The following is a 20,390-nucleotide window of genomic DNA, read 5'->3' on the forward strand; positions in this document are numbered from 1 at the left end:
GCCGTGGTCCATGTCGCCGTGGTCCATGTCGCCGTGGTCCATGTCGCCGTGGTCCATGTCGCCGTGGTCCATGTCGCCGTGGTCCATGTCGCCGTGGTCCATGTCGCCGTGGTCCATGTCGCCGTGGTCCATGTCGTCCTCGACCCAGGAGCCCGCGGGTTCGCGGTCGCGCTCGCGGGCGTCGAGGCGCTGCTGCGGGTCGTCGCGCAGGGACGCCTGGGCCCTGTCGAGCTCGGCGACGACGTCGTCGGGGCCGGTGGGACAGGCCCGGGTCCGGGGGCCCGGCAGCTGGTCCCAGAGCAGGTCGACGGCGCTGGCCAGCTCTTCGGGCACGCTGCCTGCCAGGAGCAGCACGTCGGCGCTCCCCGGCGCTGTGCCGGGGGGCCAGCCGCGGCGGTCGAGCTCGCGCTCGGCCGCCATCCGTGCCTGCGTGCCGCCCGGCATCTCGATCACGAGCACCCGCGGACGGCTGGTCGCGGCACGTACGAGGAGCTGTCTCAGGCCCAACGGAAGGCCCCCTCGCGGCGTGCCCAGGCAACGGCACTCAGCAGGATCGCCAGGAAGGCGAACATCTCGATGACGGCGCCGGGGCCGAGGTCCTCGACGACGACCGCCCAGGGGTACATGAAGAGCATCTCGACGTCGAAGGCCAGGAAGACGACGCTGGCCGCGTACCAGCGCGGGTGGTAGCGCGACAGCGCGTGCTGCAGCGGCACCCGACCTGAGGTGTGCGGCAGCACCAGCAGCGGCGTGGAGTCCACCGTGAGGACCCGGTGCCACACGAGGAGGGTGAGCAGCACCCCGGCCACCAGTGCCAGCGTGGTGACGAGCTCGAGCACAGTGCCTCCTCTTCCGCATGTCCGTACGATGGTGCGAACAAGCCTAGGAGAGGAGCTACATGAGCGTCCACACCCATCCGGTTGACCGGGCCGCGGTCGCACGGGCCCGTGACCGGCTCCCGTCCGCCGAGGTCGCCTCCGACGTGACCAGCGTGCTCACGCTGATCGCCGACCCGACCCGCATGCGCCTGCTGTTCGCGCTCGACGCCGCCGAGGAGCTCTGCGTGGGCGACCTGGCGCTCGCCCTGGAGGTCAGCGAGGACGCTGCCAGCTATGGCCTGCGGATGCTGCGCACCGCTGGCCTGGTGCGCCGGCGCCGCGAGGGAAGGATGGGGTTCTACCGACTGGCTGACGGGTTCCCAGAGCCGTTGCGCCAGCACTGCCTGCTGCGGCTGGGAGAGATGGGCACGCACTCCGAGGAGGACCTGACGTGATGCCGAGCGAGCTGGTGGTCATTCTTCAGGCCCTGGTGAAGGCACAGGGGACCCCCGGCGTCGAGAGCGGCGGCTGGGGTGTCGCCGACATCCGCTCGTGGTTGGTGACGCTGCTCGTGCTGGGCCTGCTCGCCGTCGTGGCGTGGTGGGCGCGAGGGCGGCGGTGAGCGCCGGCGGGTCGGGTCCGCAGGAGCGGGGGGTCACGCGCCGCGGGGCGCTGCGGATCGGCGGCGTCGGCCTGCTGGGGGGGGGCGCGGGAGCCGCTGGCTGGTGGCGCTTCGGGCCGGAGTCGGCCCTCGAGCCCCGCACCGGTGCGGCACTGGTGGAGCCGGCGGTCGTGAGCAGCGAGTCGGGCCTCCTGGACGTGCGGCTCGTGGCTGGTCGTGGGGAGCGCCTGGTGGCGGGGCGACGGGCCGACGTCCTCGGCTACAACGACGGGCTGCCGGGCCCGACGCTGCGGGTGCGACCGGGCGACACCCTGCGCATCGAGCTGGTGAACCGGCTCGATGCGCCCACCAACCTCCACGTGCACGGGTTGCACGTGTCCCCGGAGGGCAACGGCGACAACGTCTTCGTGGCCGTGCAGCCGGGGGAGTCGTTCGAGTACGAGCACCGGTTGCCCGACGACCACCCGCCGGGGGTGTTCTGGTACCACCCCCACCACCACGGCAACGTGGCCGACCAGGTCTTCGGGGGCCTGTACGGCGCCATCGTGGTCGAGGATCCCCCCGACGCCGCCGGCGGTGCGGAGGTCGAGGTGGCCCGTGAGCGGGTGTTGGTCGTCTCCGACATCAGCCTCGACGAGTCCGGGTCCCTCAAGGGGGCCTCGATGCAGGACCGGATGATGGGTCGCGAGGGCGACCTGGTGCTGGCCAACGGCCAGGTGATGCCCGTCCTCGAGGCGCGTCCTGGCGAGCGGGAGCGGTGGCGGGTGGTCAACGCCTGCGTCTCGCGCTACCTGGAGCTCGACCTCGGCGACCAGCAGCTGGACCTGGTGGCACGCGACCTCGGTCCGCTGACCGAGCCCAGCGCGGGGGAGGCCGTCGTGCTGGCTCCCGGCAACCGGGCCGACATGGTGCTGACGGCGGTCTCCGGCTCCACCACGGTCCGGCTCGTGCCGGTCGACCGGGGTGAGTCGGGGATGGGCGGGATGATGGGCGGCGACGGAGCCGCGTCAGATGCGGTCGACCTGCTGACCTTCGAGGTGGCGGGGACCGTTGTCGGGGGCGGGCGTCCCCTGCCCAGCCCCGTGGCGGCGCGCGACCTGCGCGGCCAGGAGCCCACGCGCCGCCGCGAGCTCGTCCTCGAGACCGGCATGGGGATGGGCGGGATGAGCTTCACCTTCGGAGGGCGCGCGTTCGACCCGGACCGCACCGACCAGGAGGTCGCCCTCGAGGCCGTCGAGGACTGGACGATCCGCAACGACAGCTCGATGGACCATCCGTTCCACCTGCACGTGTGGCCGATGCAGGTGCTCGACGCCGGTGACGGTCCGGTGCAGGACCCGGTGTGGCGCGACGTGGTCAACGTCCCGGCGCGTGGGACGGTGACGGTCCGGGTGGCCTTCGACCTGCCCGGCCGCACCGTCTACCACTGCCACGTCCTCGACCACGAGGACGCCGGCATGATGGGCGTCGTCCGGGTCGGGGGGTGAGCCCGGCGCGAGGGAATCCTCAGGAGCCGGACTGGGCGGCTGCCTCGGCCTTGGCCTTCTCGACGTCGAGGGCGCGCACGGCCCCGATCAGCTCGCCGAGCGCCGGCGCGGGCAGGGCGCCCGGCTGGGCGAAGACGAGGGTGCCGCCCTTGAAGGCCATCAGCGTCGGGATCGAGGTGATGTTGGCCGCGGCGGCCAGGCTCTGCTCGGCCTCGGTGTCGACCTTGGCGAAGACGATGTCGCTGTTCTCCTCCGAGGCCTTCTCGAAGACCGGTGCGAACTGGCGGCACGGGCCGCACCAGGAGGCCCAGAAGTCGACCAGGACGATCTCGTTGTCGCTGATGGTGGTCTCGAACGTGGCGGCGGTCAGGTCGGTGGTGGCCATCGGGTGGTCTCCTGTTCGGTCGGAAGTGGTCATCCCCTAGGGGGGTTACTGGTCCCAACAGGTGTCGCCTGGTCGTTGTTCCCGCCCGCGTCGCGGCGCACCCGGCGCAGCGCCGTGAGCCCGGCCACGACGAGGACCGCGGCAGGCACGACCCACAGGGGGATGGCGGCCGCCCACTCGCCGATCGCCTGCTGGGCGGCGAACTCGAGGTCGACCGTGTCGACGCCCAGCACGCCGGTGATGCCCGCGGTGCCGTCGTAGCGCAGGAACAGGACCCCGATGACGATGAAGAGCACGCCGGCGACCGCGGAGGTGGTGTGCACGCTGACGCGGCCCCACGACAGCGTGCGACCGCGCAGCCACCGCCGGCGGCCCAGGTCGTAGCGGTCCCACAGCGCGGCCAGGACCAGCAGGGGCGCGGCCATGCCCAGCGCGTAGACGGCCAGCAGCACCCCGCCCTGCCAGGGCGAGCCGGAGGTCGCGGCCACCGTCAGGATCGCGCCCAGCACCGGGCCGGAGCAGAAGCCGGCGAGGCCGTACACGGCGCCCAGCACCAGCGTCGACGCCCAGCCGCTGCCGCTGCGCGAGCCCGCCCACGACTGCAGGCGCGCCGAGAACGGCACGGCGAAGCCGCGCCCGAGCAGCTGCAGCACGCCGAGGGCGATGATCGTCCACCCCGCGACCGTGATGAGGGTGCCGCGGTGGCCGTAGAACAGCTCGGAGGCGAAGCCGGCGCCGGTGCCCAGTGGCACCAGGGTCAGCAGCAGGCCGAGGTAGAAGACCGTCGTGCGGGCCACCAGGGCACGGGCGTCGGCGAAGGCGTAGGCGAAGAACGACGGCAGCAGCAGCGCGCTGCACGGCGAGAGCAGAGCCAGCACGCCGGCGGCGAAGGCCGCGACCACGCCGATCTCGGTCATCGGGAGGCGGTGTCGTCAGCGGCAGCGTCGGCGGCGTCCTCGATGACTTGCTCGAAGGTCGCGGTCGGCTGCGCACCGATCACCGGCTGGCCGTTGATGATGAACGCCGGGGTGCCGGTGACCCCGATCTGCTGACCCTCGGTGAAGTCCGCCGCCATCGCCTGCTGCGCCTGGGGGCTGGCCATGTCGCGGCGGAAGTCGGCGACGTCGAGCCCGATCTCCTCGGCGATGGCGTCGAGGTACGCCTGGTCGATCGCGCCGCTGTTGGGGCTGGGCTGGTCGGCGTACATCGCGTCGTGGAACTCCCAGAACCTGCCCTGCGCCGCAGCGGCACGTCCGGCCAGGGCGGCGGTGGCCGACTCCTGGCCCAGGTAGGGGAAGTCGCGCCACTCGATGCGCAGGGTGCCGTCCTCCACGTACTGCTCCACCAGCTCCGGCTCGGTGTCCCGGGCGAACTTCCCGCAGAAGGGGCACTGGAACTCGGAGTAGCTGACCATCACGACGGGGGCGTCCACGTCGCCGAGGGCCATCGGGTCGCCCTTCTCCCGGCGCGGCAGCTGGGCGAGCGGGTCGTCCTCCGGCGCCACCTGGGGCGAGGTGTCGGTGACCTCGGCGCGGGCGCCGGCGTCGGGCTCGGAGTCGTCAGACCCGCCGGTGCCGACGAGCACGCCGACCAGGGCGACAGCGGCGATGCCGGCCACGGCGAGGGGAACGACGGGGGAGGTGCGCTTGCGGGTCACGAGGGATCACTCCGGACGGTGGTGGCGGGCACGTTCGTGGGGGTGGCGCAGCTGCGCTCGCCGGCCAGGCGGCGCTGCAGCGCCCAGGCCAGCAGGGCGACGGCGACCAGCTGGAGGAGGGGCTGCACGGGCTCGAACCAGGTCATCGCGCCGGCGCTGCCCAGAGCGAGGAGCACGAGCTTGTTGCAGACCGGGCAGCCGACGGCGAAGAAGGTGAGGGTGCCGCCGATCCAGCCGTCCCGCCCGGCGGGGTCGGGGCCCTGCTGCTCCGGCGCGGCGACGTACGTCGCCACCAGCAGGCCGGCCAGCAGCGAGGAGACGACCAGCGACGGCCAGGCCCACCAGGTCGGGGGCACCTCGCGGCCGAAGACCGGGGTGTCGACCAGGTCGGTGGGCACGGCCACGACCAGCGCGAACGCCAGGCTCGCCACGGCGGCGGCGCCCCACCGGCGCGGCGTCCAGGCGGTCATGCGCCGACCTCGACGGGGTGCCCGTGGGTGCGCCACTCGAGCATCCCGTCCTCGAGGCGGCGGGCATCGATGCCGGCGGCGGCCAGGATGCGCACCGCGTCGTGGGCCATCACGCAGAACGCGCCGCGGCAGTAGGCGATGACCGGGCCACGGGCGCGCAGGTCGTCGACCGCGGTGGCCAGCTCCGCCAGCGGCACGCTGCGGGCCCCCGGCACGTGCCCGGCGAGGAACTCCTCGACGGGGCGCACGTCGATGACGTCGGCGCTGCCCTCGTCGAGGGCCGCCGCGAGGTCGTCGCGGGTCACCAGGCCGACCTCGCCGGAGCCGGGCACGTCGAGGTAGGCCGCCAGGGCGCGCTCTACGTCGGCCGAGCGGTGCCGGCCCACGGTGCGCAGGGCGTCGTACAGAGCCGCGACGTCGTCACCGGCGAGGCGGTAGTGCACGCGCGTGCCCTCGCGCCGGGTGCTGACCAGGTTGGCCAGCTTGAGCACCTGCAGGTGGGCCGAGACCGTGGTGACGCCCATGCCCGCGGCGCGGGCCAGCGCGTCGACGGTGCGTTCGCCCTGGGCCAGCAGGTCGACCAGCTCGAGGCGGCGCGGGCTGGCGAAGGCCTTGCCGACCACCCCCAGCTCGTCGAAGAGGGAGCTGCGTCGCTCGTCGTCCATCCATTCCTCCAATGATCTTTGGAAGACCGTACCCGAGGCGTGGGGACGCGCAAGGGCCGGCGGGAGGTCTCCCTCCCGCCGGCCCCTCGGGTCACGTGCGGTGGTGCGTCAGCGGCCCAGCAGGCGGCTGAACCAGCCGCCCTGGGAGCCGGCGCCCTTGGCCGCCTCGCGCGCCTCGCGGAGCTCGGCCTGGGAGTGCCCGGGGCACCACTGGCCGGCGGGGACGCTCGCCTTGACCTGGGCGACGTGGTTGCCGCAGCCGGCCCAGGTGGTCTTCTGACAGGTCTTGCAGGTGGTGGGGCGGCACATGGTGCCTCTCCTTCCCGCGGCCTCGGCCGCAGTCGTCGTTTGATCGTCGATCAGTCGTGGTGGGGGATCAGTCGTGGGCGAAGGTGATGTTCGGCAGCACCTTGCGCAGCCAGGCCGGGGTGTACCAGGCGGCCTTGCCGGTCAGGCGCAGCATCACCGGCAGCAGCACCAGGCGCACCAGGAAGGCGTCGAGCAGCACCGCGATGCCGAGCACCACACCCATCTCCTTGGGCGGGATCGGGCCGGAGAGGGCGAAGGTGAAGAACACCGCCACCATCACCGCGCCGGCCGCGAAGATGACCCGGCCCGAGTGGGCCAGCGAGCCGACCATCGCCTGCTTGGGGTCGCCCGTGCGCTCGTAGTGCTCCTTGGCCGAGGCCAGCAGGAAGACCGTGTAGTCCATCGCGATCGCGAAGATCATCGCGAAGAAGAACACCGGCGCCCAGGCGTCGAGGAAGCCCTGGGGCTCGAAGCCGAGGAAGTCGGCGCCGTAGCCCTCCTGGAAGATCAGCCGGGCCACGCCGAAGGCCGCGGCCGTCGAGAGCAGGCTGGCCAGGGTGCCCAGCAGCGAGATGAGCGGTGCCTGCAGGGCGAAGAGCAGCAGCAGGAAGCCGAGCACCATCACGATGCCGATCACCAGCGGGGTGGACTCGTCGAGCTGGTCCTTGAGGTCGAGGTTCTCGACCGCGGCGCCACCGACGAGCGCGGACTCCGGCAGGTCGCCCCGCAGCCGGTCGACGGTCTCGCCGAGCTCGGGGTCGGACGGGTCGACGGTCGGGACGGCCTGGATGAGCACCAGGTCGCTGTCGTCGCTGGCCGGCATCGGGGGCATCGCGCCGGCGATGCCCTCGTCGGCCTGCAGGGTGGCAGCGGTCTCGTCGGCGTCGGCTGCGTCGGCCACCACCTGGAGGGTGCCGGGGGCGCCCTCACCGAACGACTCCTGCACCAGGTCGTAGCCGACCCGGGCCGAGGACTCCTCGGGCAGCACCTTGATCGAGGGCATCGCGGTCTTCAGGCCCATGATCGGCGCTGCGAGCGCGAGCAGGACCACCAGCGAGGCCAGGCCCCAGACCAGCGGGCGCTTCCACAGCCGCTCGCCCCAGGCCTCGAAGCGCGGCGAGCGGTGCTCACCGGACTTCGACCAGGGCAGCGCGCCCTTGTTGATCTTGTCGTCGAGCTTGTGCAGCACCAGTGGCAGCAGGGTCAGCGTGGCGGCGAGGATGAAGACGACCGAGAGCATGATGCCGCCGGCCATCGAGCGGAACGAGGGCGAGGGCACGATCATCACCGCGGACAGCGAGACCAGCACGGTCAGGCCCGAGAGGAGCACGGCCTTGCCGGCGGTGTCCATCATCTGCGCGATCGCCCACGGCTTGTCGTGCGGCCGCGCGGCCCGGGCGGCGCGGTAGCGCACCACCAGGAACAGCGCGTAGTCGATGCCCAGCGCGAGGGCGAACATCATCGCGAAGTTCATCGCCCAGATCGAGACCGGCACCAGCTCGTTGATCAGCACCAGCGAGCCCGCCGAGGCGACCAGGCCGGACAGGGTCAGGATGAGCGGGAGCCCGGCAGCCACCAGGGCGCCGAAGGCCAGCACCAGGATGGCCATGGTCACCGGCCACGACATCAGCTCGGACTGCAGCATCGCCTCGAGGTTGGCCTCGTTGAAGTCCGACCACAGCAGCGACGAGCCGGTCGGGTTGACCTGGACCGTGTCCGTGGACAGGCCCTGCAGCTCCTCCTTGATGTCGGTCGCGACGCGCACCATCTCGTTGGTGTCGACGCCGGCGCCCGCCAGCACGATGGCGGTCGAGCCGTCCTCCGACAGGGTTGCGCCCGGCTGGGGCGCGATCACGTCGGCGATGCGCGGCTCGTCCTCGAGGATCGCGGTGACCTCGGCGATGACGGCCTTGCCCTCACCCTCGGTGACCGGGCCCTCGTCGGAGTGCACGACGACCTGGATCGCCGAGGAGGCGTTGCCGCCGAAGCTGTCGCGGGCCAGCTCGCGCGCGGCCACGGACTCGGAGCCGTCGGCCTGCCAACCGGCACCGGAGAGGTTCTTCTCGACCTGCGGGGCGAAGACGCCCAGCCCGACGATCAGCAGGGCCCACACGATCGCCACGAGCTTGCCGTGGCTGGTGACCCACAGGCCCAGGCGGCCCAGGGGGCCGGCCGAGGGCGGTGCGGTCTCGTCGGGCGGGGTCCCGGCCTTGTGGGCCGGGGTCGTGGTGGTGCTCATGGGGGTCCGTTCTGTGAGTCAGGTCTGTGGGTCAGAGCAGTGCGGGGAAGGCGCGGGCGGCGGTGTAGACCGCGACGCCCAGGACGAGGAGCGTGAAGGCTCCCTGGAGCTTGTCGGTGTCGATCCGGTCGGCCAGGCGGGCGCCCAGCACGGCCGCGATGGACGAGGCGATGGTGAGCGCCAGGACCAGCCACCAGTCGGGAGCGGCGCCGGCGCCGGCACGCACGACCAGGGCCGAGGCCGAGGTGATGGTGATGACCACCAGCGACGTGCCGACGGCGTACGTCATCGGCAGCGCCAGGGCCAGCAGCAGCGCCGGCACGACCAGGAAGCCGCCGCCCACGCCGAGGAAGCCGGTCAGCAGGCCGACCACGGTGGCGGTGACGAGCACCTTGAGTGCGCGCGGGCAGTTGCAGGCGAAGGTGGGGCTGAAGGTGATGATCGGGTCGTCGAGACCCGGCCGGCCGCCCCGGTCGGGCTTCGTCGGGTCGCTGTGGGCGAGCCGGCGCCAGGCCATCAGGGCGCCCACGAGCAGCATCAGCGCCGCGAAGCAGGCCAGCAGCACGTCGTCGCTGACCAGGGCGGCACCGGTGGCGCCGGCGGCCGCGCCGCCGATCGCGACGACGCCGAAGACGACGCCGCGACCCAGCAGCACGTTGCCCTGGCGGTGCGCGGAGACGGCGCCGGCCAGCGACGTCACCCCCACCACCACCAGCGAGCCGGTCGTGGCCTGCGTGGCCGACTGGTCGAGCAGGTAGACCAGCACCGGCACGGCCAGGATCGACCCGCCGCCGCCGAGCGCGCCCAGGGACAGCCCGATGAGCGCGCCCGCGGCGACGGCGAGGACGAAGGTCACGCTCAGGCCTCGGGGCCGACCAGGTGCAGGCCGACCTTCTCGGCGTTCTCGAAGCTGTCGTCGATCGAGACCAGGTCGCGACCGGCGGCCGCCAGGAAGGACGCGGCGACCGAGGCGCGGTAGCCCCCGGCGCAGTGCACCCAGACCTCGCCCTCGGGCACCTCGTCGACGCGCCGCGGGATCTCGTGGATCGGGATGTTCACGGCGCCGTCGATGGCGGCCTTCTCGTGCTCGTCGACACGACGGACGTCGAGCACGACCACCGGACGGTGGTGGCGCACCTGGGCGAGGTCGGCGAAGGTGGCGGTCTCGAAGCTGCCGAGGTCGCGGTCGCTCCAGTCTTTGGGGCCGCCGGTGGCGTGCGCCGCCGGGCGGTCGATGCCGATGCGCACCAGCTCGCGCTGGGCCTCGGCGACGTCGTCGGCGCTCTCGCCGAGCAGGGTCACCGGGGTGCCCCACTCGATGAGCCAGCCCAGGTACGTCGCGAACCCGCCGTCGAGCCCGAAGTTCACCGTGCCGGGCGCGTGACCGGCCGCGAAGGCGGTGCGGTTGCGCAGGTCGACGACCCACTCGCCGGCCTCGATGCGCCGGCGCAGCTCGGCCGCGTCGGCGCGCTCGGGGGTGCTCAGGTCGGGGGCGTCGGGGCCTTCGGCGTTGCGGCGGCCCATCTGCGCGTAGTACGCGGGGTAGGCGCCCAGGCCGTCGAGCAGCTCGCGGACGTAGGTCTCCTCGTCCTGGGTCAGCACCGGGTTCTGCGACTTCTCCTGGCCGATGGTCGAGGAGGTCGCGTCGCTCTGGGTGGCCGAGCAGAACGAGCCGAAGCCGTGGGTCGGGAAGACCTCGGCTTCGTCGGGCAGCTCCTCGGCCAGCTTGTGCGCCGAGGCGTGCTGGTGGCGCACCAGGGCGTCGGTGTGCTCGGGGCCCATCAGGTCGGGCCGGCCGGTCGCGCCGAAGAGCAGCGAGCCGCCGGTGAAGACGGCGAACGGCTCGCCGCCGTCGGTGACGGCGTACGACAGGTGGGTGAAGGTGTGGCCGGGGGTGGCGATGGCGCGCACCGCGATCCGGTCGCCGACCTCGACGACCTCGCCGTCGGCGACGGGGGTGCGCTCGAAGGAGACGTCGTCCTCGCCGTTGACGAGGTACGCGGCGCCGGTCTCGCGGGCCAGGGCGAGCCCGCCGGTCACGTAGTCGTTGTGGATGTGGGTCTCGAAGACGTGCGTGAGCCGCACGCCGTCGGACTCGAGGATCTCGAGGACCCGGTCGATGTCGCGCTGCGGGTCGACCACGATGGCGACCTCGCCGTCGTGGACGACGTAGCTGCGGTCGCCGAGGGTGGAGGTCTCGATGACCCGCACGGTCAGCTCGTCCTGCTGGGTGTGCTCGCTCATGGTGCTCCTCACTTCTCGGTCGGACGGCCGGCGCGGATCCACGCGGACGTGCCGCCGGCGATGTTGACGGCGTCGAAGCCCGATCCGGTCAGGAAGTCGGTCATCGCGCCGCTGCGGTTGCCCGAGGCGCAGACCACGTAGGTGGTGGTCTCCTTGTCGAGCTCGTCGGTGCGGCCGGGCAGCTGGCCCATCGGGATGTTCACGGCGCCGGGCAGGTGGCCGTCGGCGTACTCGGAGGGCTCCCGCACGTCCACCACGGTGGCGCCCTGCTCGAGCGCTGCGGCGGCCTGGTCGATGTCGATCTCTCGCATGTCGTCTCCTCTGCGAAGTGGTCGGGAGGGCTCGCTCTCGAACCCCTGGGGGGGATGCTTGCCAACCTAGCACAACCCCCTAGGGGGATGTATAGTTCGTGGAGCAAGCAGCCACGTCACCCGTCCGGGTGACGACTCGACGAGAGGACGTCCATGAGCAGCTACACGATCAGCACCACCCTGGACCGCCCGTACGACGAGACCGTCGCGGCGGTGCGCGAGCAGCTCTCCGAGGCCGGCTTCGGGATCCTGACCGAGATCGACCTGCGCGAAACCCTCAAGAAGAAGCTCGACGTCGACGTCGCGCCCCAGGTCATCCTCGGCGCCTGCCGCCCCCAGCTGGCCCACCAGGCGCTGGAGGTCGAGCCCTCGATCGCCGCGCTGCTGCCCTGCAACGTGGTCGTGCGCGCGCTCGACGACACCACCACCGTGGTGGAGGCCTTTGACCCCGACGTCATGATGTCGGTGGGACTCGGGGACGCCGACGGTCCTGCCGGCGACGCGATCCGCAGCGTCGCCACCGATGCCCGCGAGCGTCTCTCGAAGGCCCTCGCCTCCCTGGAAGGAACCACCTGATGGAGCTCGAGCCCGACGAGATCAAGGCGATCATCACCCGGATGAAGCGCGCCAACGGCCACCTGGCCAGCGTGATCCGGATGATGGAGGAGGGCTCGGACTGCGAGTCCGTGCTCACCCAGCTCGCTGCGGTCAACAAGGCGCTCTCGCGCGCCGGCTACGCCATCGTGGCCACCGGCCTGCAGCAGTGCCTGACCGCCAACGACGACGACCTCGACGGGGTCGACGTCAAGAAGATGGAGAAGCTCTTCCTGGCGCTGGCCTGAGCCGCGCCGGCCGGGGCCCGTGCGGGCGGTAGCCTGCGGCCATGGCCTCCCTGCTGCTGACCGTCATCGGCGACGACCGGCCGGGGCTGGTCTCGGCCGTCTCCGCGCTCGTGGAGGCCCGCGGCGGGTCCTGGCAGCGCAGCCAGCTGACTCGCCTGGCGGGGAAGTTCGCCGGCATCGCGCTGGTCGAGGTGCCCGACACCCAGCGCACCGGCCTCGAGGAGGCCCTCGCGGCGCTCGCCGCCGAGGGCCTCTTCGTGCGCGTGGAGGACGCCGGCCCCGCTGGTGCTGCCGACGCCCGGGACGAGGCCCCCGCGACCTTCACCCTGCACCTGGTCGGCCAGGACCACCCCGGCATCGTCGCCGAGATCTCCTCGGCCCTCGCCGCGCGCGGCGTGGGCATCGAGGAGCTGCTCACCGACGTCGTCGACGCCCCGATGGGCGGCGGCACCCTCTTCGAGGCCCGCGCCACCTTGCGGATGCCTCCCGGCGCCGACGCCGAGGTCCGCGCCGACCTCGAGCGGCTCGCCGCCGAGCTGATGGTCGACCTCGCGCTGACCCGTCCCGAATCTCGCGCTGACCCGTCCCGAATCTCGCGCCGAGTCGGCCCGAACTTCGCGCCGAGCCGGCTCAGTCCGAGTGGTTGGCCTCCCACGAGCGTGCGACCAGCTCGCGCAGCACCTCGTGGTCGAGGTCCTCGAAGCGCTTGACGTAGAGACAGCCCTTGCCGGTCGTGTGCGGGCCCAGCCGCTCGAGCAGGTCGGCGTTGCTGTCGTAGTAGGTCAGGCCGTAGAGCGTCAGCGCCGCCTTGCGCGGCGCCAGGCCGATCGCGAACCACTGGTGCTGCTTGCCGTCGGCGGTCGTGTAGTCCTGGCGACCGAACCCGACCATCGAGGCGCCCCACATCCGGGGCTCGACGCCGCTGACCTCGCGCATCAGCGCCAGCGCCGCCAGGGCGTCCTCGCGGCGGCGCGGCTGCTCGACGGAGTCGAGGTAGGCCTCCACGTCGGCGTCGGTCGGCTGGGTCTTGCGGGTGTCCCTGTCGGCCATGGGCACGATGCTCGCAGACCCGGCTAGCGTGGCGGGGTGCACCCGACCGACGACGCCACGCAGGCGCCCGTGACGCGCCCGGCGCGCGGCAGCGTCGTACGGCTCGCGCTGCTGGGGGCCCTGGTGCTGGCGCTGGTGCTGGCCTGGGCGACCGGGCGGGTGCCCGAGGTGTCGTCGCTGCGCGACCGGGTCGACGAGGCCGGCGCGTGGGGCCCCCTCGCCTTCCTGCTGGGGTACGCCGCCCTCGCGCTGCTGCCCACGCCCAAGGGGCTGATGACCGCGCTGGGGGCGGTGCTCTTCGGCTTCGTCGTCGGCGCGGTGCTGGCGTGGGGTGCGGCGATGCTGGCCGCGCTCGTCGCCTTCTGGCTCAGCCGGCTGCTGGGGCGTGACGCGGTCGACCGGCTGGTCGGGGGCCGCCTGGACCGGGTCGACGCGCTGTTCCGCGAGCACGGGCTGGTCGCGGTGGTCGCGGTCCGGCTGGTGCCGGTGGTGCCCTACACCGCCATCAACTACGCGGCGGGCCTGGTGCCGCTGGGCCTGGGCGCCTACCTGCTCGGCACCGCCATCGGGATGGTGCCCGGCACCATCGCCTACGCTGCGCTGGGTGCCTTCGGCACCAGCCCCGAGCGGCTCTTCGTGGGTCTCGCGGTGCTGGTGGCGCTGACCGTCCTGGCCGCGCTCGTCGGGCGACGGATGCTACGGGGCGGCGCGCCGAGGGGACGCTCAGCCGGTTGAGCCGTCGGGCCAGGGCGCGCGCAGGGCGTCGGGGTCGAGCACGGTGATGCGCCCGCGACCCAGTCCGACCACGCCGCGCGCGGCCAGCTCGCCGAGCACCTTGGTGGTGGTCTCGCGGGAGGTGCCGACCAGCGCGGCGAGCTGCTCGTGGGTGACCTGCACGACCGGCGCCCGCCCGAGGCTGCGCTGGGAGGCCAGGGGCAGCAGCGTCTCGCCGACCCGCTGCGGGACGCTCTTGAAGACGGTGTCGGACAGCCGCTGCTCGAGGGCGGCCAGGCGCCGGCCGAGGATCTCGGAGATGCGTGCCGCGACCCGCGGGTCGGCCAGCAGCAGGCGGCGTACGTCGCTGCGGCTCATCACGCACACGGTGACGTCGTCGAGCGCCTCGGCGTATGGCCACGGAGCAGATGGAGCGTGACGCCGACGAGCTCGTGGTCCTGCTCGTGGGCCTGGCAGTCGGGTCGCTGGTGCTGTTCCTGGTGGTGGTGCTGCCGCTCGCGCTGACGCTCGGCCGGCGCGTGCAGCACGCCGAGCAGGGACGGGCGAGGCTGCTGCGTCACGTCCTGCTCGCCTCCGACCTCGAGCGCCGCCGCATCGCCGCGGTGCTGCACGACGGGGTCGTCCAGGACCTGGCGGGGATGGGGTACGCGTTGCCGGCGGTGGCGGCTGCCCTGCCCCCGGAGGCGGAGGCCCCCGGTGTCCGGGGCGTCCTCGACAGGCTCACCGACCTGGTGTGCGACGACGTCTCCAAGCTGCGTCAGCTGTTGGTCGACATCCACCCTCCCGACCTCGACGGCGACGGGCTCGCCAGCTCGGTGCAGGAGCTGGTCGCCAACGAGGCGACGGCAGGGGCCATCGAGGCCGAGGTCCGCGTCGCTGCCGACCTGGGCCTCACGTCGGATGCCGCGCGCCTGGCGTACCGCGTCGTCCGCGAGGGGGTGCGCAACGTCGTCAAGCACGCCCAGGCCGAGCACGTGAGCGTCGACATAGGCCGCAGCGGCGGGCTGGTCCTGGTGCGCGTCAGCGACGACGGTCGGGGGCCCGTCCCGGGCCGGGACGCGGAGGCCGAGGGCCACCTGGGGCTGCGGCTGCTCCGTGACGCCGTGCGCGACCTGGGCGGGCGCCTGGACCTGGCGTCGGTCGCCCCGGTCGGCACCGAGCTGAGCGCCGCCTTCCCTGCGTCGCTCTCGACGCGGTGAGTGCAACCTGTCCCCAAGGTCGCGGCACGAGGCTGGGGCGAGAGCGGCCGGCGGTGTCGTCACGTCGCGGCGACGGAGGGAGAAGCAGATGAGGTGGCAGAGGTCGAGCGTGCCGGTCGTGCTGGTCGTGGCGGCGGTCGTCACCCTCGCAGCGTTGATCGGTGCTCCGGCGTCGGCCCACACCGGGCTCGTCGCCAGCACGCCCAGCGAGGGTGACCGGGTCGGTGCCGACGTCTCGCGGGTGGTGCTCGTCTTCGGTGCCCCGCTCGACCCCCGCCGGACCGAGGTGGTCGTGCAGGACGGCGACGGCCGCACCGTCTCCCACGGTGGCCCCAGCGTGAGCGGAGCGGACGTCGAGCAGTCGGTGCGCGTCACGGCGCCCGGTGTGCACACGGTCGGCTACCGCGTCGTCGGCCTGGACGGCCACGCGGTCGTGGGCTCGTTCGACTTCACCGTCACCGGCACCACAGCGCCCCCCACAGCGCCCCCGGCACAGACCCCACGGCCGGTCTCCGCCGGCAATGGTTTCGACGTCGCCGTCGCCGACCCCGGCGAGGGCGTCCCCCTCCCGCACCCGGTCGTGCTGGTCCTGGCGGTGGTGGCTCTCGCGCTGCTGGCCATGAGGGTCGGTGGCCACCGGGCCCGGGGTCCGCGTGCCGACGCCGGTCCGGGCGACTAGCTGGTCGGTCGGGTCCAGCGTGCCGGCTTGGAGGCCCGCGGAGGATGGCGGGGGAGGTCACGACATGTCCCGACACCGGCGCCGCGTCACTGTGGGGGTGGCGGTGTGCGCGCTCGTCGTCACCGTGCTGGGCCTCGCCGTTCGTCAGCACGACGACGGGCCTGGCGCCGACGTCCGCGAGCGCCCCCGGTCCGGCAGTACCGACGCGCGCGGGCCCAGCGGTGTCGTCACACTGGCGATCGGGGGTGACGTGCACTTCGAGGCCGGGGTGCGCGCCCTGCTGGACCGGCCCCGCGCCACGCTCGGTCCGGTCTCGACGGTGCTGCGCGAGGCCGACGTGGCGATCGTCAACCTCGAGAGCGCGCTGGCGACCCGGGCCTCGCCGACGCGCAAGGAGCTGGAGAGCCCGGACGACAGGTACTGGTTCCGCAGCCCTCCCGCAGCGCTCGACCTGCTGGCCCGCTCCGGCGTCGACGTCGTCTCGATGGCCAACAACCACGGCGCCGACCACGGTCGCGCCGGGCTGCGCCGGACGCTGCGGGCCGCCCGCGACGCCCCGGTCGCGGTGGTCGGTGTGGGCCGTGACGCGCGTGAGGCCCACCGCCCCCACCGCGTCGAGGTCGGGGCCACCACGGTGGCCGTGCTGGCCGCCGACGCCTCCCCCCGCGAGAGCGCCGACGGCATCTGGGCCGCCGGCGCCGACAGCCCCGGTCTGGCCACGGCGCGCCAGGACCCGCCCCGGCGGCTGCTGGCCGCGGTGCGCCGCGCCGACCGGGCCGGCGACCTCGTGGTGGTCTACCTGCACTGGGGGCAGGAGGGCGCGCGCTGCCCGACGGACGACCAGCGCCGCCTGGCCGGCGCGCTGGCCGAGGCGGGCGCCGACGTCGTCGTGGGCGCGCACGCCCACGAGCTGCAGGGCGCCGGCATGCTCGGTGACACCTACGTGGGCTACGGGCTGGGCAACCTGCTCTGGTACCACGGCCGCCGCCCGCAGACCGGTGTGCTGCGGCTGCGGGTGGTCGACGGCGAGGTGCGCCACGAGACGTTCCGGCCGGCGACGATCCCGGCCGGGGGCGGCCAGCCGCGGCTGCTCCGGGGCCGCGCCCGCGCCGACGGCGTCGCCCGGTGGCGCGACCTGCGCTCCTGCACCCGGCTCGCCCCGCTGCCGGGCGAGGAGCTCCGCGCGCCGCAGTCGGGTCCCGAGCAGGCCGGGCTGCCGGCGTACGACGCGAGCGTGCGGCGGATCGGGCCCGAGCTGGCCCGCCGGATGCGCAGCAGCCACGACCCCGACCGCTGCCCGGTGCCGCTGGGCCGGCTGCGGCACCTCACCGTCAGCCACGTCGACTTCGAGGGCCGCGCGCGCACCGGCGAGATCGTGGTGCACCGCGACCACGCCGTCGACGTGGTCGGGGTCTTCCGCGAGCTCTACGACGCCGGCTTCCCGATCCGCCGGATGCGCCTGGTCAGCGCCTACGGCGGCGACGACGACCGGTCGATGGCGGCCGACAACACCTCCGGCTACAACTGCCGGCGCGTGGCCGGCACCCGGCGCTGGTCGCGCCACGCGTTCGGCGAGGCGATCGACATCAACCCGCGCGAGAACCCCTACGTCACCGGCACCGGTGTGCAGCCACCGGCGGGACGCCGCTTCGCGGAGGTCTCGCGGGCGCCGGGGGCCGACACCGCGCCCGGGGTGGTCCGGCGCGACGACGTGGTGACCAGGGCCTTCGAGCGGATCGGCTGGTCGTGGGGCGGCGTGTGGAGCCGGCCCGACTACCAGCACTTCACCGCGCCGTGAGCGCGCCCGCCGGCCGCCAGCGGGTCAGGTCGGCGGGTCAGGTCAGCGGGTCAGGGCAGCGGGGAGGGCGTGATGGTGCCCGGCAGGCCGAGGACCTTCATCGTCCGACGCGCCATCTGCTCCTCGCCGAGCGCGTTGGGGTGCACGACGACCGGGTTGGTGCCGGCGAGCACCGGCTCGACCCACCGGGTGCCCGGCAGCTGGCAGGCGTCGTGGCCGTCGGAGGCCCTGTTGAGGTTCACGTACGTCGACCCGGTGGCCTTCGCAGCGCGCTTGACCGCGTTGTTGAGGGTGCGCTGGATGGTGCGCAGGTAGGGCACGTCGCCCCGGGCGACCGGCATCAGCGGGTAGCAGCCGACCCGCTCCGGCATGATCCACGGGTAGCCCAGGATCGCGACCTCGGCCTTCGGCGCCCGGCGGTGCACGTCGCGCAGCGCCCGTCGGATCGCGGGGAAGGTCGTCTGGCGGATGGTGTCGGTGAAGGAGTCGCCGTACTGGTCCTTGCAGGGGCTGCCCTGGCCGGCCGTGGTGACCCCCGCGGCGCCGCACTGCAGGATCGAGTTGATGAACACGCTGCTGTCGTTGCCGCCGATGGTCATCGTGACCAGCCGGGTGCGCCGGCCCAGCGCGTCGAGCTGGGGCGCCACGTCGGGGTGCTGCGAGCCGCGGTAGTCGCCGGTGTCGGCGGCCCCGCAGGAGACGTCGGTGAGCCGGGCGCCGACGGCCTCGGCCAGCACGTGGGGGTAGTTGCGCAGCGAGCGCAGGCACTGCGCCGGGGCGGCCGGGTCGAGGGGGAGCACGCCCGAGGCGGCGCTGTAGGAGTCGCCCATCGCGACGTAGCGCAGGCCCGCGCGCTCGGCGATCGCCGGCTCGGACGGGTCGGCGACGGCGGTGGTGCCCGACGGCAGCAGGGCGCCCACCAGGGCGAGGGCGGCGGTGGCGAGCAGGGCGGGGCGACGGGACACGGAGACTCCAGGCGGGCGGCGGGTGTGCACGAGGTGCGGCGGTGGCGGCTCGCGAAGAGTAGGCCGGTGCAGTGGCGTGGGCCACACCCCGCCCATGGTGCGGACGCAGTCGCAGGAACTGGCGCCGGCTCGCGGTCAGGTGCGCAGGCGGCGGGTGTCGTCGGCGAGGCGCACGGTGCGCCCGCCCTTGTCGAGGTGGGCCAGCAGTGCGAGGGCGACCCGGCGGCTGGTGCCCAGGGCGGTACGGGCGGCGGTGACGGGGAACGGCTGGTCGAGCTCGCCCAGCACCGCCAGCGCCTGCGCGTCGGCGCCGGCGCGCACCACCACGCCGCCGCCCAGGTGCAGCAGCGCGCCGGCCCGGTCGAGGCGGGCCAGCGCCCGGGCGTCGAGGCCCAGCTCGCGCAACCGGTCGGCGCTGGGCGCGACGAACGGCCCGGCCGCGAGCTCGTCCTGCAGCAGTGCCAGCGCCGGGGCCAGGTCGGCCGGGACGTCGGGCGCCCCGGGAGTGCCGGTGCGCCAGCGGCCGTCCTCCAGACGGGCCCCGGGGGGTCCGCCGGGCCCGCGCAGCACCGGCTCGAGCAGCGCGGGGTCGGGCAGGCGGGCGGCCTTCGCGAGCTCGGCGGGCGCCAGCCCGTCGGCGGCCCCGGGGTCGGCCAGTGCCGCCGACGCCAGCTCCAGGGCCGCGGTCGCCCGGGCCGGGTCGAGCACCCACCCGCCGGCACGCACGGAGCCCGCCGGAGCACGGGCGGGGTCTAGCCCGGCGCGGCGCAGGTCGGCGTCGCGGGCCAGTCCGCGCACCCGCAGGTCGGCGGCGGTGGACCCGTCGAGGCCGGCGAGGTCGACCGCCCGTGCCCGGGCCGCACCGCGGCGGCGCAGCGAGGGCGGCCGCGGGTCGAGCACGCGGACGCCACGCACGACCCGGTCACCGGTCGAGCGCAGCACCGCGCGGTCGCCGACGCGCAGCGGCAACGGCCGGTCGAGCCGCAGCCGGGCCAGCCCGGGGGCCAGCGGACGCGCGTGCACCTCGAGCTGGGCCGAGCCGACGTGCAGCAGGGGACGCTCGGGCAGGGCGTCGAGGTCGGGGCCGCTGACCGCGACGTCGACCTGGTCGACCGCCAGGAAGGCACCGGGGCTCAGCAGCGCGTCGCCGCGGCCCAGGGCGGCCACCGCGCCGGGGGAGCGGTCGACCAGCGCCAGCGCCACCCGGGCCACCCCGCTCACTGCGTCGCGACGGCGGCCCAGCGACTCGACGCGGCGCACCCGCACCGGCCCGCCCGGGCCTGCGAGCTCGTCGCCCTCGCGCACGGTGCCGGCGGGCAGGGTGCCGGTGACGACCGTGCCGGTGCCGCGCACGTGGAAGACCCGGTCGACCCACAGCCGCACGTCGGCACCCGGGTCGGGCGACGGCACGTCGCTGAGCACCCGTGCGAGCGCGGCCCCGACCTCCTGGCGCAGGGCGCCGAGCCCGGCCTCGTCGCCGGCCCGGGTCACGACGTGCGGCACCCCGGCCAGGCCGGTGCGGGCGAGCTCGTCACGGGCTCGGGCCAGGGCGGGGACAGGGTCGGCCAGGTCGGCGCGCGAGACCACCAGCAGCCCGTGCCGCACGCCCAGGGCGTCGAGCACGGCCAGGTGCTCGGCGGTCTGCGGCATCCACGGGTCGTCGGCGGCCACGACCAGCACCGCGACCGGCACCGGCCCGACCCCGGCGAGCATCGTGGACACGAACCGCTCGTGGCCCGGCACGTCGACGAAGGCCACCTCGCCGGCGCCCGGCAGGTCCATCCACGCGTAGCCCAGCTCGATGGTCAGCCCGCGCCGCTTCTCCTCGGCCAGCCGGTCGGGGTCGGCCCCGGTCAGGGCGCGCACCAGCGTCGACTTGCCGTGGTCGACGTGGCCCGCGGTCGCCACCACGTGC

The 20,390-nt window shown here is 74.2% G+C and carries 25 protein-coding genes and 1 pseudogene; 10 read left to right on the forward strand and 16 right to left on the reverse strand.

Annotated features, from left to right (window positions below; genetic code table 11):
* Together QWJ41_RS15400 and QWJ41_RS15405 are read right to left on the reverse strand one after the other, a co-directional pair.
* A pseudogene (locus tag QWJ41_RS15400) lies at nt 1-459 on the reverse strand (hypothetical protein); the annotation flags it as partial.
* A 38-nt stretch (nt 460-497) separates the two neighbouring features.
* Nucleotides 498-839, reverse strand: coding sequence for an NADH-quinone oxidoreductase subunit A (locus QWJ41_RS15405; RefSeq protein WP_204797296.1), 342 nt, complete (start codon nt 837-839; stop codon nt 498-500).
* Between the two features lie 59 nt (nt 840-898).
* Here QWJ41_RS15405 and QWJ41_RS15410 point away from each other — a divergent pair, with 59 nt between their 5' ends.
* The 3 genes from QWJ41_RS15410 to QWJ41_RS15420 are packed head-to-tail and all read left to right on the forward strand — an operon-like array spanning nt 899 to nt 2,927.
* A complete protein-coding gene (locus tag QWJ41_RS15410; RefSeq protein WP_193667614.1) occupies nt 899-1,273 on the forward strand; it encodes an ArsR/SmtB family transcription factor in 375 nt (124 codons plus the stop codon).
* On the forward strand, nt 1,270-1,440 hold the full coding sequence (locus QWJ41_RS15415) for a hypothetical protein (RefSeq protein ID WP_302709290.1): 171 nt from the start codon (nt 1,270-1,272) through the stop codon (nt 1,438-1,440). Before QWJ41_RS15410 ends, QWJ41_RS15415 begins: the two co-directional genes overlap by 4 nt.
* Nucleotides 1,437-2,927 carry a multicopper oxidase family protein gene (locus tag QWJ41_RS15420; protein WP_302709291.1) on the forward strand — a complete coding sequence of 497 codons (1,491 nt, stop codon included), beginning with the start codon at nt 1,437-1,439 and terminating at the stop codon, nt 2,925-2,927. Before QWJ41_RS15415 ends, QWJ41_RS15420 begins: the two co-directional genes overlap by 4 nt.
* A gap of 19 nt (nt 2,928-2,946) precedes the next feature.
* On the opposite strand, the gene trxA is transcribed toward QWJ41_RS15420, so the two are convergent.
* From trxA to QWJ41_RS15470, 10 genes are all read right to left on the reverse strand, one after another.
* On the reverse strand, nt 2,947-3,312 hold the full coding sequence (gene trxA / locus QWJ41_RS15425; protein ID WP_193667611.1) for a thioredoxin: 366 nt from the start codon (nt 3,310-3,312) through the stop codon (nt 2,947-2,949).
* Between the two features lie 29 nt (nt 3,313-3,341).
* On the reverse strand, nt 3,342-4,229 hold the full coding sequence (locus tag QWJ41_RS15430) for a cytochrome c biogenesis CcdA family protein (RefSeq protein WP_302709292.1): 888 nt from the start codon (nt 4,227-4,229) through the stop codon (nt 3,342-3,344).
* Nucleotides 4,226-4,969, reverse strand: a complete 744-nt coding sequence (locus QWJ41_RS15435; protein WP_302709293.1) for a DsbA family protein — start codon at nt 4,967-4,969, stop codon at nt 4,226-4,228. Before QWJ41_RS15435 ends, QWJ41_RS15430 begins: the two co-directional genes overlap by 4 nt.
* Nucleotides 4,966-5,439 carry a hypothetical protein gene (locus QWJ41_RS15440; protein ID WP_302709294.1) on the reverse strand — a complete coding sequence of 158 codons (474 nt, stop codon included), beginning with the start codon at nt 5,437-5,439 and terminating at the stop codon, nt 4,966-4,968. The genes QWJ41_RS15435 and QWJ41_RS15440 overlap by 4 nt, the downstream gene beginning before the upstream one ends.
* Nucleotides 5,436-6,104 carry an ArsR/SmtB family transcription factor gene (locus QWJ41_RS15445; RefSeq protein WP_302709295.1) on the reverse strand — a complete coding sequence of 223 codons (669 nt, stop codon included), beginning with the start codon at nt 6,102-6,104 and terminating at the stop codon, nt 5,436-5,438. The genes QWJ41_RS15440 and QWJ41_RS15445 overlap by 4 nt, the downstream gene beginning before the upstream one ends.
* A gap of 108 nt (nt 6,105-6,212) precedes the next feature.
* Complete coding sequence (locus QWJ41_RS15450) at nt 6,213-6,413, reverse strand: DUF8730 family Cys-rich protein (RefSeq protein ID WP_193667606.1); 201 nt, start codon at nt 6,411-6,413, stop codon at nt 6,213-6,215.
* 67 nt (nt 6,414-6,480) lie between these two features.
* Nucleotides 6,481-8,652, reverse strand: coding sequence for an MMPL family transporter (locus QWJ41_RS15455; RefSeq protein WP_302709296.1), 2,172 nt, complete (start codon nt 8,650-8,652; stop codon nt 6,481-6,483).
* 31 nt (nt 8,653-8,683) lie between these two features.
* Nucleotides 8,684-9,508: a sulfite exporter TauE/SafE family protein gene (locus tag QWJ41_RS15460; RefSeq protein WP_193667604.1), complete on the reverse strand. Its 825-nt coding sequence runs from the start codon at nt 9,506-9,508 to the stop codon at nt 8,684-8,686.
* Nucleotides 9,509-9,510: 2 nt separating this feature from the next.
* Nucleotides 9,511-10,896 carry an MBL fold metallo-hydrolase gene (locus QWJ41_RS15465; RefSeq protein ID WP_302709297.1) on the reverse strand — a complete coding sequence of 462 codons (1,386 nt, stop codon included), beginning with the start codon at nt 10,894-10,896 and terminating at the stop codon, nt 9,511-9,513.
* An 8-nt stretch (nt 10,897-10,904) separates the two neighbouring features.
* Complete coding sequence (locus QWJ41_RS15470; protein ID WP_193667602.1) at nt 10,905-11,207, reverse strand: rhodanese-like domain-containing protein; 303 nt, start codon at nt 11,205-11,207, stop codon at nt 10,905-10,907.
* A 153-nt stretch (nt 11,208-11,360) separates the two neighbouring features.
* Between QWJ41_RS15470 and QWJ41_RS15475 the strand changes: the two genes are divergently transcribed.
* From QWJ41_RS15475 to QWJ41_RS15485, 3 genes are read left to right on the forward strand one after another with little or no spacing between them, the layout of a single operon-like run.
* Entirely contained in the window at nt 11,361-11,783 is a 423-nt protein-coding gene (locus QWJ41_RS15475) for a DUF302 domain-containing protein (RefSeq protein ID WP_302709298.1), read from the forward strand.
* On the forward strand, nt 11,783-12,049 hold the full coding sequence (locus QWJ41_RS15480) for a metal-sensitive transcriptional regulator (RefSeq protein WP_302709299.1): 267 nt from the start codon (nt 11,783-11,785) through the stop codon (nt 12,047-12,049). Before QWJ41_RS15475 ends, QWJ41_RS15480 begins: the two co-directional genes overlap by 1 nt.
* Nucleotides 12,050-12,090: 41 nt before the next feature.
* Nucleotides 12,091-12,759 carry a glycine cleavage system transcriptional repressor gene (locus QWJ41_RS15485; protein WP_302709300.1) on the forward strand — a complete coding sequence of 223 codons (669 nt, stop codon included), beginning with the start codon at nt 12,091-12,093 and terminating at the stop codon, nt 12,757-12,759.
* On the opposite strand, the gene QWJ41_RS15490 is transcribed toward QWJ41_RS15485, so the two are convergent.
* Nucleotides 12,680-13,099, reverse strand: a complete 420-nt coding sequence (locus QWJ41_RS15490) for a DUF1801 domain-containing protein (protein WP_302709301.1) — start codon at nt 13,097-13,099, stop codon at nt 12,680-12,682. The two genes, QWJ41_RS15485 and QWJ41_RS15490, sit on opposite strands and share 80 nt — an antisense overlap.
* Nucleotides 13,100-13,135: 36 nt before the next feature.
* Between QWJ41_RS15490 and QWJ41_RS15495 the strand changes: the two genes are divergently transcribed.
* Complete coding sequence (locus tag QWJ41_RS15495; RefSeq protein ID WP_302709302.1) at nt 13,136-13,834, forward strand: TVP38/TMEM64 family protein; 699 nt, start codon at nt 13,136-13,138, stop codon at nt 13,832-13,834.
* Here the strand turns inward: QWJ41_RS15495 and QWJ41_RS15500 are convergent.
* On the reverse strand, nt 13,823-14,191 hold the full coding sequence (locus QWJ41_RS15500) for a Crp/Fnr family transcriptional regulator (RefSeq protein ID WP_302709303.1): 369 nt from the start codon (nt 14,189-14,191) through the stop codon (nt 13,823-13,825). The genes QWJ41_RS15495 and QWJ41_RS15500 overlap by 12 nt on opposite strands.
* 35 nt (nt 14,192-14,226) lie before the next feature.
* Here QWJ41_RS15500 and QWJ41_RS15505 point away from each other — a divergent pair, with 35 nt between their 5' ends.
* The 3 genes from QWJ41_RS15505 (at nt 14,227) to QWJ41_RS15515 (ending at nt 17,510) form a co-directional block, all read left to right on the forward strand.
* Entirely contained in the window at nt 14,227-15,033 is an 807-nt protein-coding gene (locus QWJ41_RS15505; protein WP_302709304.1) for a sensor histidine kinase, read from the forward strand.
* Nucleotides 15,034-15,121: 88 nt separating this feature from the next.
* Complete coding sequence (locus QWJ41_RS15510) at nt 15,122-15,712, forward strand: copper resistance CopC family protein (protein ID WP_302709305.1); 591 nt, start codon at nt 15,122-15,124, stop codon at nt 15,710-15,712.
* A gap of 64 nt (nt 15,713-15,776) precedes the next feature.
* Complete coding sequence (locus QWJ41_RS15515) at nt 15,777-17,510, forward strand: CapA family protein (protein ID WP_302709306.1); 1,734 nt, start codon at nt 15,777-15,779, stop codon at nt 17,508-17,510.
* A gap of 50 nt (nt 17,511-17,560) precedes the next feature.
* Here QWJ41_RS15515 and QWJ41_RS15520 read toward each other — a convergent pair whose 3' ends face one another.
* Together QWJ41_RS15520 and QWJ41_RS15525 are read right to left on the reverse strand one after the other, a co-directional pair.
* Nucleotides 17,561-18,475, reverse strand: a complete 915-nt coding sequence (locus QWJ41_RS15520; protein ID WP_302709307.1) for an SGNH/GDSL hydrolase family protein — start codon at nt 18,473-18,475, stop codon at nt 17,561-17,563.
* Between the two features lie 135 nt (nt 18,476-18,610).
* Nucleotides 18,611-20,386 carry a selenocysteine-specific translation elongation factor gene (locus QWJ41_RS15525; RefSeq protein ID WP_302709308.1) on the reverse strand — a complete coding sequence of 592 codons (1,776 nt, stop codon included), beginning with the start codon at nt 20,384-20,386 and terminating at the stop codon, nt 18,611-18,613.
* Between the last annotated feature and the right edge of the window lie 4 nt (nt 20,387-20,390).

The sequence above is a fragment of the Nocardioides cremeus genome, from assembly GCF_030518195.1.
GTDB classification, from domain to species: domain Bacteria; phylum Actinomycetota; class Actinomycetes; order Propionibacteriales; family Nocardioidaceae; genus Nocardioides; species Nocardioides cremeus.

Excerpts from the sequence above, each read along its gene's own strand:
- QWJ41_RS15410 (WP_193667614.1), top strand. The coding sequence starts at position 899 with ATGAGCGTCCACACCCATCCGGTTGACCGGGCCGCGGTCGCACGGGCC.
- trxA (WP_193667611.1), bottom strand. The coding sequence starts at position 3,312 with ATGGCCACCACCGACCTGACCGCCGCCACGTTCGAGACCACCATCAGC.
- QWJ41_RS15430 (WP_302709292.1), bottom strand. The coding sequence starts at position 4,229 with ATGACCGAGATCGGCGTGGTCGCGGCCTTCGCCGCCGGCGTGCTGGCT.
- QWJ41_RS15440 (WP_302709294.1), bottom strand. The coding sequence starts at position 5,439 with ATGACCGCCTGGACGCCGCGCCGGTGGGGCGCCGCCGCCGTGGCGAGC.
- QWJ41_RS15445 (WP_302709295.1), bottom strand. The coding sequence starts at position 6,104 with ATGGACGACGAGCGACGCAGCTCCCTCTTCGACGAGCTGGGGGTGGTC.
- QWJ41_RS15450 (WP_193667606.1), bottom strand. The coding sequence starts at position 6,413 with ATGTGCCGCCCCACCACCTGCAAGACCTGTCAGAAGACCACCTGGGCC.
- QWJ41_RS15455 (WP_302709296.1), bottom strand. The coding sequence starts at position 8,652 with ATGAGCACCACCACGACCCCGGCCCACAAGGCCGGGACCCCGCCCGAC.
- QWJ41_RS15465 (WP_302709297.1), bottom strand. The coding sequence starts at position 10,896 with ATGAGCGAGCACACCCAGCAGGACGAGCTGACCGTGCGGGTCATCGAG.
- QWJ41_RS15470 (WP_193667602.1), bottom strand. The coding sequence starts at position 11,207 with ATGCGAGAGATCGACATCGACCAGGCCGCCGCAGCGCTCGAGCAGGGC.
- QWJ41_RS15475 (WP_302709298.1), top strand. The coding sequence starts at position 11,361 with ATGAGCAGCTACACGATCAGCACCACCCTGGACCGCCCGTACGACGAG.
- QWJ41_RS15480 (WP_302709299.1), top strand. The coding sequence starts at position 11,783 with ATGGAGCTCGAGCCCGACGAGATCAAGGCGATCATCACCCGGATGAAG.
- QWJ41_RS15485 (WP_302709300.1), top strand. The coding sequence starts at position 12,091 with ATGGCCTCCCTGCTGCTGACCGTCATCGGCGACGACCGGCCGGGGCTG.
- QWJ41_RS15490 (WP_302709301.1), bottom strand. The coding sequence starts at position 13,099 with ATGGCCGACAGGGACACCCGCAAGACCCAGCCGACCGACGCCGACGTG.
- QWJ41_RS15500 (WP_302709303.1), bottom strand. The coding sequence starts at position 14,191 with ATGAGCCGCAGCGACGTACGCCGCCTGCTGCTGGCCGACCCGCGGGTC.
- QWJ41_RS15505 (WP_302709304.1), top strand. The coding sequence starts at position 14,227 with ATGGCCACGGAGCAGATGGAGCGTGACGCCGACGAGCTCGTGGTCCTG.
- QWJ41_RS15510 (WP_302709305.1), top strand. The coding sequence starts at position 15,122 with ATGAGGTGGCAGAGGTCGAGCGTGCCGGTCGTGCTGGTCGTGGCGGCG.
- QWJ41_RS15515 (WP_302709306.1), top strand. The coding sequence starts at position 15,777 with ATGTCCCGACACCGGCGCCGCGTCACTGTGGGGGTGGCGGTGTGCGCG.